Origin of the sequence: Nakamurella flava, assembly GCF_005298075.1 — a bacterium.
GTDB classification, from domain to species: Bacteria; Actinomycetota; Actinomycetes; order Mycobacteriales; family Nakamurellaceae; genus Nakamurella; species Nakamurella flava.
The window spans coordinates 368,786-382,572 of sequence record NZ_SZZH01000003.1; the positions used below are offsets into that span (position 1 = coordinate 368,786).

A 13,787-nucleotide genomic window follows, 5' to 3' on the forward strand; every position below is an offset into this window, starting at 1 on the left:
CGTTCGTCGCTTCCGGTTGGTCTGTTCGCTGTGAGCATGGGCCGGACGGGAACGCCGGAGGTCCGACAGTCGTTCGTGCGGGTGACCGGGTAGGCGACGTCGGAGAACTGTCGGGCCTGCGCGGTACGCTCGATCCTCTGGTTGCGCCCCTGCGCTGCCCGGATGAGCAGCCGCCGGGGAACCCGCAGGGTCCCCCGACGGTGGAACGGACTCGCTCGACATCGTCAGGAGGGTCGAGGCCGCGTCAGCGGCCGGAAGCCGCATGGACCGTAAGCGTCTGTTGAAGTCGCCACTGGTGTGGGTCGCCGTGGCGTTGTTGCTGTACCTGACCTATTCCTATTTCGCCGACGACACCCGCGGCTACGTGCAGCAGAACACCTCGGTGGCGCTGTCCCAGCTGACGGACAAGAACGTCGCGAGCGCGATCATCGACGACAAGGAGCAGCGGCTCCGGCTGACGCTCAACAACCCCGTCGACGGCGCCACGCAGATCTACACGCAGTACCCGCTGCAGTCGACCGACCAGATCTTCCAGGCCGTCCAGAGCGCGAACATCTCGGGTGGCTACAACACCACCGTCTCCTCGGAGTCGGCGCTGTTCTCGCTGCTCATCTACCTGATACCCGTCGGGCTCATCATCCTGTTCCTGCTGTGGATGATGAACAACGCCCAGGGCGGCGGCAACAAGGTCATGTCGTTCGGCAAGTCCAAGGCCAAACTGCTGACCAAGGACATGCCGCAGACCAAGTTCACCGACGTGGCCGGGGCCGACGAGGCCGTCGAGGAGCTCGACGAGATCCGCGACTTCCTGCAGAACCCCACCCGCTACCAGGCGCTCGGCGCGAAGATCCCGAAGGGCGTGCTGCTCTACGGCCCGCCCGGTACCGGTAAGACCCTGCTGGCCCGCGCGGTCGCCGGCGAGGCCGGGGTGCCGTTCTACTCGATCTCGGGGTCGGACTTCGTCGAGATGTTCGTCGGCGTCGGCGCCAGCCGGGTCCGCGACCTGTTCGAGCAGGCCAAGGCGAACGCGCCGGCGATCATCTTCGTCGACGAGATCGACGCCGTCGGTCGGCACCGCGGTGCCGGCATGGGTGGCGGTCACGACGAGCGCGAGCAGACCCTGAACCAGCTGCTCGTCGAGATGGACGGCTTCGAGGGCAAGGGCGGCATCATCCTCATCGCCGCCACCAACCGGCCCGACATCCTCGACCCGGCGTTGCTGCGGCCCGGCCGTTTCGACCGGCAGATCCCGGTCGGCCAGCCCGACCTCAAGGGGCGGCAGGCCATCCTGGCCGTGCACTCCAAGGGCAAGCCGTTCGCCGCGGACGTCGACTTCCTGTCGCTGGCCAAGCGGACCGTCGGCATGTCCGGCGCGGACCTGGCCAACGTCATCAACGAGGCGGCGCTGCTGACCGCCCGGGAGAACGGCACGCTCATCACCAACGCGGCGCTGGAGGAGTCCGTCGACCGCGTGGTCGGTGGGCCGGCGCGCAAGGGCAAGATTATCTCCGACAAGGAGAAGAAGATCACCGCGTACCACGAGGGCGGCCACGCCCTCGCTGCCTGGGCCATGCCCGGGCTGGAGCCGGTCTACAAGGTGACGATCCTGCCCCGCGGCCGCACCGGCGGGCATGCCCTCGTCGTCCCCGAGGACGACAAGTCCCTGATGACCCGCTCGGAGATGATCGCCCGGCTGGTCATGGCCATGGGTGGTCGCGCGGCCGAGGAACTGGTCTTCGCCGAGCCGACCACGGGCGCGTCCTCCGACATCGCCCAGGCCACCAAGATCGCCCGCGCGATGGTCACCGAGTACGGCATGTCGGCCAAGCTCGGTGCCGTCAAGTACGGCCACGGCGACGACGAACCGTTCCTGGGCCGCACCTACGGCTCGGGTCCGGAGTACTCCATCGAGGTCGGCAGCGAGATCGACAGCGAGGTGCGGGCGCTCATCGAGGCCGCGCACACCGAGGCCTGGGCGGTGCTCAACACCTACCGGGACATCCTCGACGATCTGGCCGCTGCGCTGCTGGAGAAGGAGACGCTGGAGCGTCGCGATCTCGAGGTCATCTTCGCCGACGTCGAGAAGCGCCCCCGGATCACCACGTTCGACGAATTCGGGACCCGCCTGCCGTCGGACCGGCCGCCGATCAAGACGCCGCGGGAGCTGGCCCTGGAACGCGGCGAGGAGTGGCCGCCCCCGGTGAGCGACGCCCAGGGACAGGACCGCAACGGTCAGCCGAGTCAGCCTCCGGTGCCGATCGGGGCCCTGCAGGGCCCGGGCGGGCAGTCCGGCTACACCACCGGGCCGCAGTCGGGCTATTCGGCCGGCCCGCGGGTCGACTACCCCGGTGGGCCGAACGCCGGCTCGTCGGGCGGCGCGCCCACAGGTCCCACCTGGAACCAGCCGTCGACGGCCGACTGGCGGGGCGGTGTGCTGCCCGGCCCGCTGGCCCCGTTGCCCGGCTGGTCCGACGAGGAGCGGGCCGCGGCCGGCAACGGCAACGGCAACGGCGGGACGAACGGTTCCGGCCCGAACCTGCACAAGGGTTCCGCGGGCCCGGCCAACGGCTCGGGGTACCCGGCGGGGAACGGCCAGGCCCAGCCGCCGGCGAACCCGTACCACCCCGGTCCCTCCTGGCCCGGCCCCGGCGGATCGGTGCCGCCGGCCGGTCCGGCCACCCCGCCGCCGGCCGCCGGTCCCGGTTCCGACGAGCCGGGTGATCCGTGGGCCCCGCCGCGGGACGGCCGCCGGTGACGGCCACGCAGCAGGCTCCCGCCGCCGCGTCCGGTGCGCAGGTCGTCGACCTGCCCCGGGCGGCGTCGGCGGTGCGGGAGCTGCTACTGGCCATGGGGGAGGACCCTGACCGCGCCGGTCTGCTGGACACCCCGATGCGGGTGGCGAAGGCCTTCGCCGAACAGTTCTCCGGGCTGCACACCGACCCGGACGAGGTGCTGGCCACCGTCTTCGACGAGCAGCACAGCGAGATGATCCTGATGCGGGACATCGAGATGTACTCGACGTGCGAGCACCATCTGGTGCCGTTCTTCGGTCGCGCCCACGTCGGGTACATCCCCGGTCCGGACGGCCGGGTGACCGGGCTGTCCAAGCTCGCCCGGCTGGTCGACGGCTACGCCCGGCGCCCCCAGGTGCAGGAACGGCTGACGACCCAGATCGCCGACGCCCTGGTCCGGCGGTTGCGTCCCGCCGGCGCCATCGTCGTCATCGAGGCCGAGCACCTGTGCATGGCGATGCGCGGCGTCCGCAAACCCGGGGCCACCACGACGACCTCGGCCGTCCGCGGCATCTTCCAGTCCCGCGACCGCACCCGGGCCGAGGCGATGAGCCTGATCACCGGCCGGTGAACGGCACCGCACCGGTGGATCCCGCCGACCTCCGCACCCTCGTCATGGGGGTCGTCAACGTCACCCCCGACTCGTTCTCCGACGGCGGACGGTTCCTCGACCCCGCCGCCGCCGTCGAACGGAGCCGTCGGCTGGCCGAGCAGGGTGCCGATCTCCTCGACATCGGGGGCGAGTCCACCCGGCCCGGCGCGCACCGCGTGTCGGCGCAGGAGGAGACCGACCGGGTGGTGCCGGTCATCGCGGCACTGTCCCGGGACGGCATCGCCTGCAGCGTCGACACCACCCGGGCCGCGGTCGCCGCCCAGGCCCTGGCCGCCGGGGCCGTGGTGGTCAACGACGTCTCCGGGGGATTGGCCGATCCGGAGATGGCCGCCGTCGTGGCCGATGCCGGCGTGCCGTGGATCCTCATGCACTGGCGCGGCCACAGCGCCGGCATGGACGACCTGGCCCGGTACGACGACGTCGTCGACGACGTGCACGCCGAACTCGACGCCCGGGTCGACGCGGCGATCAGCGCCGGCGTCGCGGCCGACCGGTTGGTCCTCGACCCCGGTCTGGGTTTCGCGAAGACCGCCGACCACAACTGGGCCCTGCTGCGGGCCCTGCCCCGGATGACCGGCCAGCACGGTCCGGGTTGGGGCCTGCCCATCCTGGTCGGCGCGTCCCGGAAGCGGTTCCTGGGCGCGCTGCTGGCCGACGAGTCCGGTCCCCGCCCGCCGGAGGGTCGGGAGGACGCCACCACCGTGCTGTCCGGGTTGGCCGCGGCGGCCGGGGCGTGGGCCGTCCGGGTCCACGAGGCCCGCCCCTCCCGGGACGCGGTCCTGGTGGCCCACCACGCGACCGGAGTCCGGCCGACCCGCAGTCTGGCCCGGTGGCGACCGCGGCCCGCCGGCCCGGCGGAGCCGATCGACCAGGGAGGGCGCCGTGGCTGACCGCATCACGCTCACCGGGCTCGTCGTCCACGGCAAGCACGGGGTGTTCGCGCAGGAGAAGCGGGACGGGCACGACTTCGTCCTCGACGTCGTCCTCTGGCTGGACCTGACCGCCGCGGCCGCCGGGGACGACCTGACCAGGACGGTGCACTACGGCGAGCTGGCCCAGCTGGCCGCCGACGTCGTCGCCGGGCCCTCGCGCGATCTCATCGAGACGGTGGCGGCCGAGATCGCCGACGCCGTGATGGCGCGGTACCCGGTGCACGCGGTCGAGGTCACCGTCCACAAACCGAGCGCGCCGATCCCGCTGACCTTCGCGGACGTGAGCGTCACCATCCGGCGTTCGGTCCGCAGCGGGCGGGCCGGGGCGCCGGCGCCATGAGCCGCGCGGTGCTGTCGCTGGGCAGCAACGAGGGCGACCGCATGGCGCATCTGCAGTCGGCGGTCGACGCCCTGGGCGACCTGGTCCGCGCGGTGTCCTCGGCGTACCGGACACCGCCGTGGGGCCCGGTGCCCCAGCCCGACTACTACAACCTGGTGCTGATCGCCGAGGACGGCGGCCGTGGGCCCCGCGTCTGGTTGGACCGCTGCCGGGAGCTCGAACGGGCCGCCGGTCGGGACCGGTCGCCGGCGGCGGTGCGATGGGGACCGCGGACGTTGGACGCCGACGTCGTCACCGTCGAGGTGCATCGCCGGCCGGTCCGTAGCTCGGATCCGGAGCTCACGCTGCCGCACCCGCGAGCCGCCGAGCGGGCTTTCGTGCTCCTGCCGTGGGTGGAGATCGACCCGGCCGCCGAACTCCCGGACGCCGGCCCGGTGGCTGACCTCCTGGAGTCGCTGGACGTCACCGGGATCGAACGGGTCGGTCATGTGCGCTGAGGAGTGTCGGCGGTGAGCGCGCCGGAGGGCATCGGTCTGACCCGGGCCCGGGACCTGGCCGTCGTCGCCGTCGTCGCCGCGGTCCTGGGCTACCTGCTGGTGCGGTTCAACTACAACCGGATGCCCCGCCTCCCGCAGTTCGCGGGCCTGGCTCCGGCGGTGCTGGGCATCGCCGAGGCCGTCTACGGCTACGTGCTGCGGCAACGGCTGCGCCGGTCGGCCGATCGCCGGCCGCGCGGCTCCCAGGTCGGTCCGACGTCCGCCGGCGACTGGTCCGACCGGGTCGAACCGGTCCCGGCGCTAACGGCCGCCCGGGCCCTGATGGCGGCCAAGGCGACGGCGCTGGCCGGCGCCGCGCTGGCCGGGCTGTGGATCGGCGTGCTGCTGCACGTGCTGCCCAGCTGGTCGGTCGTGGCGGCGGCGCAGGCCGACGGGATCGCCGCACTCATCGGCGTCGCCGGGTCGGCCGTCATGGTCGCCGGGGCGCTGTTCCTCGAGCGGTGCTGCCGCACCCCGGACGCCTCCTGACCCGCCTGGCACTGGCCGGTAACGTAGCCGCACCGCGGCCGACACGGCATGTTCCGCCCGGTCGCGAGCCACCTGACGGGGTGTGAGAGGGCGCAGCGGCGATCAGCGGCGGGGGTCTGCCACCAGCGGCGCGACGAGCTGCCCGACCACGGCGATGAGCCGCCGCCGCAGGGTCCGGCCCCGGTCGGCGAACACCCGCTGGTGCGCGACGTACTCGGCCTTGCCGGCGGCCGTCTCGATGGCGATGGGCTGATAGCCCAGGTCACCGAGGTCATAGGGCGAAGCCCGCATGTCGACCGCGCGGATGTCCCGAGCCAGCCGGAACGCGTCCAGCAGGAGGTCGCCAGGAACCGCCGGGCCCAGCTTGTAGGCCCACTTGTAGACGTCCATCCCGGCGTGCAGGCAGGCCGGCTGTTCGTTCGCGACGCGGTGGTCGACGTCCGGGGTGGTCGCGTTGCGGGGTACGGCGGCCGGGGTGAAGAAGCGGAACGCGTCGTAGTGGCTGCAGCGCAGCGCCGAAGCCTCGACGACGGCATCGGTTCCGGACTGCCCGAGCCGCAGCGGCCACGCTCGGTGCCGCCGGGCGTCCGGTTCGGCGGACGACGGGGCGGCGGCCCGCGAACCGCCGGGGAGCATGGCGCCGAGCGGTCCGGCCGGGGGTGTGGTCGGTCGATAGACCATCGCCCACTCGTGCAGTCCGAAGCAGCCGAACTGGGGCGTCGCCGCGTCGGTGGCCGGCAGCAGCCGGCGGAGCAGGGAGACCAGGCCGGCCCGGTCCCGGGCCAGCGCGGCGGCGTCGACGGTGACCGCGACGCCGGCCGCAGTGGACACCACACGGTGATGCCGCCAGCCGGCCCGGCCGTCGGCCCCGACCAGCGCTGTTGCGACGCCCGGGTGCCAACGCCGGAGTTCGCCCGGGCGCAATCGGTAGTAGGTGAACAGGAAGTCCTCCACCGGGTGGCTCGCGCCCACCCGGGCCCGGGCCCGTCGGCTCGCGGTCAGCTCGTCGGCGGCTTGTTCATGGGCGGCGGCCAGCGGCCGCCAGTCGGCGTCGGCGAGCAGCATCAGACCGTGGACGGGGTCCGGGTCCGGTCCGAGGGGTGCGTTCACGACCGCCGGACCGCCCGCCAGACGTGACACTGCATCGGCAGGCCCAGTGGCTCGTCGGCCGGCCGATCGGCCCGGTGGCGGTCGAGGGCGGCCCGCACCTCGTCGTCGAAGGTGGCCCGTCGGGCCGCTGACGCGGTCAGCACGATCGAATGCGTGTGGTGTTCGGCCAGCAACTGCGGCCCGGTGAGGGAACGGGTCCACGGCACCACGGTGTGCACGGGGATCGCGAACGCGGGGTGCGCGAACGGCGAGCCGGTCGGTTCCGGGGGCACGGCCGCCGATCCGTCGGTGGTCCGTCGCCGGGTCGGTCGGTCGAGGCGGTCCTTGGCCGTCTGGATGTCGCGCCGAAGTCGACGGGTCTCCGGGGTGTCGCGCGCTTCGTTGGCCAGCAGTGAGAGCACCCCACCCGGGCGCAGGACGCGGGCCACCTCGGCCAGCGCGGCGTGCGGCTCGAACCAGTGGAACGCCTGACCGACCAGCACTGCGTCGACGCTCGCGGCGGCCAGCGGGATGGCCTCGGCCCGGCCGTCCAGGACGGTGATGGAGGGGTGCCGACCGGTCAACTGCTCCCGCATTCCGGCCAGCGGTTCGACCGCCACCAGCGACCGACACCACGGGAGCACCGCGCCGGTGAGTATGCCGGTTCCCGCCGCCAGGTCGAGCACGTCCCACCGGGCGGACCTGTCGGCCCCGCCGTCGGGCAGCGCCAGGCGAACGGCGCGCTCGGGGTAGCCCGGCCGGTACCGGTGGTAGTCCCGGGCGACGGCGTCGAAGGAGCGGGCCAGTCGGGCCCGTCGTTCGTCGTCCGCGGAGCTCCGGGAGGCAGTCACCGGACCAGTGTGACCTGCGGTGGCCAGTAGGCTGGTCTGTCGTGACTGCGACGCCCTCCGATCAGCCCACGCCCACCGCCGCCGAGCCCGACGACCTGCCCGAGCAGCTGCGGGTGCGGCGCGAGAAGCGGCAGCGGCTGCTGGACGGCGGTGTCGACCCGTACCCCGTCGGTGTGTCGCGGACCACGTCGCTGGCCGACGTCCGCGCCGCCCATCCCGACCTGCCGCCGGACACCGACACCGGTGAGGTCGTCGGGGTCACTGGGCGCGTCATCTTCCTGCGGAACTCGGGCAAGCTCTGCTTCGTGACCCTGCGCGAAGGCGGCGCCGGCGACACCGGCACCGAGCTGCAGGCGATGATCTCGCTGGCCGGGGTGGGGGCGGACGCGCTGGCCGCGTTCAAGAGCGACGTCGATCTCGGCGACCACCTGTTCGTGCACGGCACCGTCATCACCTCGCGCCGGGGGGAATTGTCGGTGATGGCCGACTCGTGGTCGCTGACGGCGAAGTCGCTCCGTCCGCTGCCGGTCGCCCACAAGCCGTTGTCGGAGGAAAGCCGGGTCCGTCAGCGTTACGTTGATCTCATCGTCCGCCCGCAGGCGCGCAAGACGGTGGAAACGCGGGCCGCGGTGAATCGGTCGCTGCGTGAGACGCTCACCGGCCGGGGATTCCTGGAAGTGGAGACCCCGATGCTCCAGGTGTTGCACGGTGGAGCCGCGGCGCGACCCTTCGTGACGCATATGAACGCCACCGACATGGACGTGTACCTGCGAATCGCACCGGAGTTGTACCTCAAGCGGGCCGTGGTGGGCGGCATCGACCGGGTCTTCGAGATCAACCGTAATTTCCGGAACGAGGGTGTCGACTCCTCGCATTCCCCGGAATTCGTGATGCTCGAGGCCTACCAGGCCTACAGCGATTACAACGGAATCGCGGAGCTGACCCAGGCGCTCATCCAGCGCGCCTGTGTCGCGGTGCACGGTTCGACGACAGCGATCCACGCCGACGGTTCGGAGTACGACCTCGGTGGGGAATGGGCGTCCATCACCCTGTTCGGTTCGCTGAGCCAGGCGCTGGGCACCGAGGTCACCGTCGCGACGCCGATGGCCGAACTGGTCGCGTTCGCCGAGCAGCACGACGTGCCGGTCGCCCCGCACTACGGCCCGGGCAAGCTGGCCGAGGAACTGTTCGAGGCGCTGGTGGTCCCGGGCCTGGTCGCCCCCACGTTCGTGCGCGATTTCCCCGTCGAGACGGCCCCTCTGGTCCGCGCCCACCGCACCGAACCCGGCCTGACCGAGAAGTGGGACCTGTATCTGCGGGGATTCGAGACCGCCACCGGCTATTCGGAGTTGGTCGATCCGGTGACGCAGCGGGAGCGATTCGTCGACCAGGCGCGTTTTGCCGGTCTGGGCGACGACGAGGCCATGCGACTGGACGAGGATTTCCTGCGGGCGATGGAGTACGGAATGCCGCCGACCGGCGGAATGGGCATGGGAATCGACCGATTGATCATGGCGCTGGTCGGCCTGGGTATCCGCGAGACCATCCTGTTCCCGTTCGTCCGTCCGGGAGACTGACCACACGACGGTGGGAACGTGCGGCGCCCCTCGTCGGGCGCCGCGCGCGGTTGCCGACAATGGCGTCGGGAATGCGGGGCAACGTCTATCCTGATGTCGGGGTTGTCGGCGGCGGTACTTCGGCCCGGCAGAACCCCGACAAAAATGCGTCCGGATACGACAGCATCCATCTACGTCTCTTCATGCCGACGTTCATCGGCACCGGGAAGGAAACTCGCATGGCGACCATGACCACCGTCACATTGGTGGACGACCTCGACGGCACGGAGGCCGAGGAATCGGTTTCCTTCGCTCTCGACGGCGCGAACTACGAAATCGATCTGAGCGAGGACAACGCGGCCAAGCTGCGTGATTCGCTGGCCGTGTTCGTCGCCAACGCCCGTCGCGTCGACGGTGGTCGGCGGGGATCCCGCGGCCGGGCCCGCGGCGCCGCCCCCGCGGCCAAGCCGGCCAAGTCGTCGCGGTCCACCCCGGACCGGGAGCAGACCGCCGCCATCCGCGAGTGGGCCCGGGCCAACGGTCACGAGGTCTCCGAGCGCGGCCGGCTGTCCGCCGCCGTCCTGCAGGCGTTCGAGGAAGCCCACGCCTGATCGGTCGGCCGGTGCCGTCAATCGGCACGCTTGTCCACGGCGCCCCGTCCGGGTGCGCCGGCCGTTCCTGCGGGATCCGGCCGGCGTTCCGGACGGGGCGCCGTGGCGTTGTTCGCCCACGGCTTACCGCGTGGTGTGGCGGAAACCTGGGGGCTGATGCGACGTTGTCTACAGGTGACGGCACGGTGCGCGGTGTCGTCACCACTTCGGCATCTTCGACCGGGTCCTGCCTCTGGTCGGTCCCGCCGGGGAGTACCACCAGGGTTCGCCCGAACCCATCCTGCAGCGCACGCTGGTGAGGAGTGCACATGTTCGAACGGTTTACCGATAGAGCTCGTCGAGTTGTCGTGCTGGCCCAGGAAGAGGCCCGCATGCTCAACCACAACTACATCGGCACGGAACACATCCTCCTCGGCCTCATCCACGAGGGCGAGGGCGTCGCGGCCAAGGCCCTGGAGTCCCTGGGCATCGCCCTGGAGGGCGTCCGCGCGCAGGTCGAGGAGATCATCGGCCAGGGCCAGCAGTCGCCGTCCGGGCACATCCCCTTCACCCCCCGGGCCAAGAAGGTCCTCGAGCTGAGCCTGCGTGAGGCGCTGCAGCTCGGCCACAACTACATCGGCACCGAGCACATCCTGCTCGGCCTCATCCGTGAGGGCGAGGGCGTCGCCGCCCAGGTGCTGGTGAAGCTGGGCGCCGACCTCAACCGCGTGCGCCAGCAGGTGCTGCAGCTGCTGTCGGGCTACCAGGGCAAGGAGACGGCGGCCGCCGAGGGCGGACGCTCCGAGGGCTCCTCCTCGACCTCGCTCGTGCTCGACCAGTTCGGTCGCAACCTCACCCAGTCGGCCCGCGAGGGCAAGCTGGACCCGGTCATCGGCCGGGAGAAGGAGATCGAGCGGGTCATGCAGGTGCTGTCCCGCCGCACCAAGAACAACCCGGTGCTGATCGGCGAGCCCGGCGTCGGCAAGACCGCCGTCGTCGAGGGCCTGGCCCAGGCAATCATCCGCGGGGACGTCCCGCAGACCCTGAAGGACAAGCACCTCTACACGCTCGACCTCGGGTCGCTGGTCGCCGGTTCCCGGTACCGCGGTGACTTCGAGGAGCGTCTGAAGAAGGTGCTCAAGGAGATCCGCACCCGCGGCGACATCATCATGTTCATCGACGAGATCCACACCCTCGTCGGGGCCGGTGCGGCCGAGGGCGCCATCGACGCGGCGTCCATCCTCAAGCCGATGCTGGCCCGTGGTGAGCTGCAGACCATCGGCGCGACCACCCTCGACGAGTACCGCAAGTACGTCGAGAAGGACGCGGCGCTCGAGCGGCGCTTCCAGCCGATCCAGGTCGGCGAGCCCTCGGTGGCCCACACCATCGAGATCCTCAAGGGTCTGCGCGACCGCTACGAGGCGCACCACCGCATCACCATCACCGACGACGCGCTGGTCGCCGCGGCGACCCTCGCCGACCGCTACATCAGCGACCGGTACCTGCCGGACAAGGCGATCGACCTGATCGACGAGGCCGGCGCCCGGATGCGCATCCGCCGGATGACCGCGCCGCCGGACCTGCGCGACTTCGACGAGAAGCTGGCCGCCGTCCGCAAGGACAAGGAGTCGGCGATCGACGCGCAGGACTTCGAGAAGGCCGCCGCCCTCCGGGATTCGGAGAAGCAGCTGCTGACCAAGAAGAACGAGCGCGAGAAGGCCTGGAAGGACGGCGACCTGGACGTCATCTCCGAGGTCGACGACGAGCAGATCGCCGAGGTGCTGGCCAACTGGACCGGCATCCCCGTCTTCAAGCTCACCGAGGAGGAGACGACCCGTCTGCTGCGCATGGAGGACGAGCTCCACAAGCGCATCATCGGGCAGAACCAGGCCGTCAAGGCCGTCTCCCAGGCGATCCGCCGCACCCGGGCCGGCCTCAAGGACCCGAAGCGTCCGTCGGGGTCGTTCATCTTCGCGGGCCCGTCGGGCGTCGGGAAGACCGAGCTGACCAAGGCGCTGGCCGAGTTCCTCTTCGGCGACGAGGACGCGCTCATCCAGGTCGACATGGGCGAGTTCCACGACCGGTACACCGCGTCCCGGCTGTTCGGGGCGCCCCCCGGATACGTCGGCTACGAGGAGGGCGGCCAGCTCACCGAGAAGGTGCGGCGCAAGCCGTTCTCGGTCGTGCTGTTCGACGAGATCGAAAAGGCGCACCAGGACATCTACAACACGCTGCTGCAGGTGTTGGAGGACGGGCGGCTGACCGACGGTCAGGGCCGCACGGTCGACTTCAAGAACACGGTCATCGTGTTCACGTCGAACCTGGGCACCGGCGACATCTCCAAGTCCGTGAGTCTGGGCTTCGCCCAGGGCAACACCGACCAGTCGAACTACGAGCGCATGAAGCAGAAGGTCAACGACGAGCTCAAGCGCCACTTCCGGCCCGAGTTCCTCAACCGCATCGACGACGTCGTGGTCTTCCATCAGCTCACGCCGGTGGAGATCAACCAGATGGTCGACCTGATGCTGGGTCGCGTCGAGACCGCGCTGAAGAACAAGGACATGGCCCTGGAGGTCACCGACGCGGCCAAGACGCTGCTCGGCGAGCGGGGCTTCGACCCGGTGCTCGGCGCCCGCCCGCTGCGTCGCACCATCCAGCGCGAGATCGAGGACAAGCTCTCGGAGAAGATCCTCTTCGACGAGGTCCGTCCCGGGCAGGTTGTGCTGGTCGACGTCGCCGAGGCGACCGACGAGCTGACCGGCAAGCCCACCAAGGTCTTCACCTTCCGCGGTGAGGACAAGGCCGTGCCGGAGCCCGTGGCTGCCGGCGTGGCCGGCGATGCCGGGGACATCTCCCTGGAGAAGGACGCCGGCTGACGCCTGGTCTCTAGCGGCGCTGACGAACGGCCCGGTCCCGCACCCGCGGGGCCGGGCCGTTCGGCCGTTCCGGGCCGTCGCCGGGTGTGCCGCAGCAGGACGTCGGACCTCCGCGATCCGGTGGGCTCTGTCCCGCGCCCTCGACGGCGGCGCCGGTCAGCGGGGGAGGGTCATCGTCTCCGCGCCGGTGGCCGGGTCCGGGGCCGCGGCCGTAGCCAGGCCGTCGGCCAGCAGACCGTCCAGGCACCGCCGGGCCTGATCGGTGTCGTCGGCGACGGCGAGCAGGTCGGTGGTCGCGACGGGGTGCTCGGCGGCCCGGAGGACGGCCATCATCCGCCCGCGGATCTGCCGGTCCGTGCCGTGCCAGGTCTGCACCGCGCGCCGGGCGACCCCGGCGACCCGTCCGCCCCGATGCCAGACGCAGCGGTCCTGCACCGGGCACCGATCGCAGTCGGGGGAGCGTGCCGTGCAGATCAGCGCGCCGAGTTCCATCAGCGCGGCCGAGTAGCGGGCCGACTGTTCCGGGTCGGGCGGGAGCAAGGTCTCCAGTTCGGCCCGGTCGCGGGTGGTGGCCGGTTCGCGCGGCTCGTCCCGGCCCCGGACCGCCCGGGTCAGCACCCGCCGGACGTTGGTGTCGACCACCGGCACCCGCTGGCGGAACGCGAAGGCCGCGACCGCGCGGGCGGTGTACTCGCCGATGCCGGGGAGCGTCAGCAGGGTCGGGACGTCGTCCGGGACGACCCCGCCGTGATCGACGGTGATGGCCGTGGCGCAGGCGTGCAGCCGCAACGCCCGGCGGGGATAACCCAGCCGGTCCCACGCCCGGATGGCGTCTCCCGGGGCATCGGCGGCCAGGTCAGCCGGCCGGGGCCACCGTTGCAACCACGCCCGATAGACCGGCAGCACTCGCACCACCGGCGTCTGCTGCAACATGATCTCGCTGACCAGCACGGCCCACGGGCCGGCATCGGGGTCGCGCCATGGCAGGTCCCGACCGTGCTCGGCGAACCAGGGCAGCAGCCGGTCGACGGCCAGCGCTCCGTCGCCCCGCGTGCCCTGGGTGTCCGGCTCGGCAGCGGAAGCAGTGGCGACCCGGAGGTCCGGGTCGCCACCGGACGGCATG

12 protein-coding genes are annotated in these 13,787 nt (G+C 71.6%); 9 read left to right on the forward strand and 3 right to left on the reverse strand.

Translation table 11 applies throughout. The features are described 5' to 3' along the window. Positions 1–262 precede the first annotated feature (262 nt). The 6 genes from ftsH to FDO65_RS13455 are packed head-to-tail and all read left to right on the forward strand — an operon-like array spanning position 263 to position 5,702. Positions 263–2,755, forward strand: a complete 2,493-nt coding sequence (ftsH, locus tag FDO65_RS13430) for an ATP-dependent zinc metalloprotease FtsH (RefSeq protein WP_137450206.1) — start codon at positions 263–265, stop codon at positions 2,753–2,755. Beyond that, positions 2,752–3,363 (forward strand): GTP cyclohydrolase I FolE, encoded by a 612-nt coding sequence (gene folE / locus FDO65_RS13435; RefSeq protein ID WP_137450207.1) that lies wholly within the window; start codon positions 2,752–2,754, stop codon positions 3,361–3,363. The genes ftsH and folE overlap by 4 nt, the downstream gene beginning before the upstream one ends. 44 nt (positions 3,364–3,407) lie before the next feature. Then, positions 3,408–4,295: a dihydropteroate synthase gene (gene folP / locus FDO65_RS13440; protein WP_137450650.1), complete on the forward strand. Its 888-nt coding sequence runs from the start codon at positions 3,408–3,410 to the stop codon at positions 4,293–4,295. Then, positions 4,288–4,677 carry a dihydroneopterin aldolase gene (folB, locus tag FDO65_RS13445; protein ID WP_137450208.1) on the forward strand — a complete coding sequence of 130 codons (390 nt, stop codon included), beginning with the start codon at positions 4,288–4,290 and terminating at the stop codon, positions 4,675–4,677. Before folP ends, folB begins: the two co-directional genes overlap by 8 nt. Further along, positions 4,674–5,174: a 2-amino-4-hydroxy-6-hydroxymethyldihydropteridine diphosphokinase gene (gene folK / locus FDO65_RS13450; RefSeq protein ID WP_137450209.1), complete on the forward strand. Its 501-nt coding sequence runs from the start codon at positions 4,674–4,676 to the stop codon at positions 5,172–5,174. Before folB ends, folK begins: the two co-directional genes overlap by 4 nt. Positions 5,175–5,186: 12 nt before the next feature. Next, complete coding sequence (locus tag FDO65_RS13455) at positions 5,187–5,702, forward strand: DUF3180 domain-containing protein (protein WP_205850025.1); 516 nt, start codon at positions 5,187–5,189, stop codon at positions 5,700–5,702. Between the two features lie 102 nt (positions 5,703–5,804). On the opposite strand, the gene FDO65_RS13460 is transcribed toward FDO65_RS13455, so the two are convergent. Both FDO65_RS13460 and FDO65_RS13465 read right to left on the reverse strand, forming a co-directional pair. Next, positions 5,805–6,812, reverse strand: a complete 1,008-nt coding sequence (locus tag FDO65_RS13460; RefSeq protein ID WP_205850026.1) for a 3-methyladenine DNA glycosylase — start codon at positions 6,810–6,812, stop codon at positions 5,805–5,807. After that, the gene (locus FDO65_RS13465; protein WP_166442187.1) at positions 6,809–7,642 is read right to left on the reverse strand and encodes a class I SAM-dependent methyltransferase; all 834 of its coding nucleotides are present in this window, start codon (positions 7,640–7,642) and stop codon (positions 6,809–6,811) included. Before FDO65_RS13465 ends, FDO65_RS13460 begins: the two co-directional genes overlap by 4 nt. 41 nt (positions 7,643–7,683) lie before the next feature. Here FDO65_RS13465 and lysS point away from each other — a divergent pair, with 41 nt between their 5' ends. The 3 genes from lysS (at position 7,684) to FDO65_RS13480 (ending at position 12,664) form a co-directional block, all read left to right on the forward strand. Further along, the gene (lysS, locus tag FDO65_RS13470) at positions 7,684–9,219 is read left to right on the forward strand and encodes a lysine--tRNA ligase (RefSeq protein WP_137450211.1); all 1,536 of its coding nucleotides are present in this window, start codon (positions 7,684–7,686) and stop codon (positions 9,217–9,219) included. Positions 9,220–9,437: 218 nt separating this feature from the next. Continuing rightward, positions 9,438–9,809 carry a histone-like nucleoid-structuring protein Lsr2 gene (locus FDO65_RS13475; RefSeq protein WP_137450212.1) on the forward strand — a complete coding sequence of 124 codons (372 nt, stop codon included), beginning with the start codon at positions 9,438–9,440 and terminating at the stop codon, positions 9,807–9,809. Between the two features lie 308 nt (positions 9,810–10,117). Then, positions 10,118–12,664, forward strand: coding sequence for an ATP-dependent Clp protease ATP-binding subunit (locus tag FDO65_RS13480; protein WP_137450213.1), 2,547 nt, complete (start codon positions 10,118–10,120; stop codon positions 12,662–12,664). Positions 12,665–12,820: 156 nt separating this feature from the next. Here the strand turns inward: FDO65_RS13480 and FDO65_RS13485 are convergent, their stop codons facing one another. Continuing rightward, positions 12,821–13,786 (reverse strand): HhH-GPD family protein, encoded by a 966-nt coding sequence (locus FDO65_RS13485; RefSeq protein ID WP_137450214.1) that lies wholly within the window; start codon positions 13,784–13,786, stop codon positions 12,821–12,823. Position 13,787 lies beyond the last annotated feature (1 nt).

Excerpts from the sequence above, each read along its gene's own strand:
- ftsH (WP_137450206.1), top strand. The coding sequence starts at position 263 with ATGGACCGTAAGCGTCTGTTGAAGTCGCCACTGGTGTGGGTCGCCGTG.
- folP (WP_137450650.1), top strand. The coding sequence starts at position 3,408 with ATGGGGGTCGTCAACGTCACCCCCGACTCGTTCTCCGACGGCGGACGG.
- folK (WP_137450209.1), top strand. The coding sequence starts at position 4,674 with ATGAGCCGCGCGGTGCTGTCGCTGGGCAGCAACGAGGGCGACCGCATG.
- FDO65_RS13475 (WP_137450212.1), top strand. The coding sequence starts at position 9,438 with ATGGCGACCATGACCACCGTCACATTGGTGGACGACCTCGACGGCACG.
- FDO65_RS13480 (WP_137450213.1), top strand. The coding sequence starts at position 10,118 with ATGTTCGAACGGTTTACCGATAGAGCTCGTCGAGTTGTCGTGCTGGCC.
- FDO65_RS13485 (WP_137450214.1), bottom strand. The coding sequence starts at position 13,786 with ATGCCGTCCGGTGGCGACCCGGACCTCCGGGTCGCCACTGCTTCCGCT.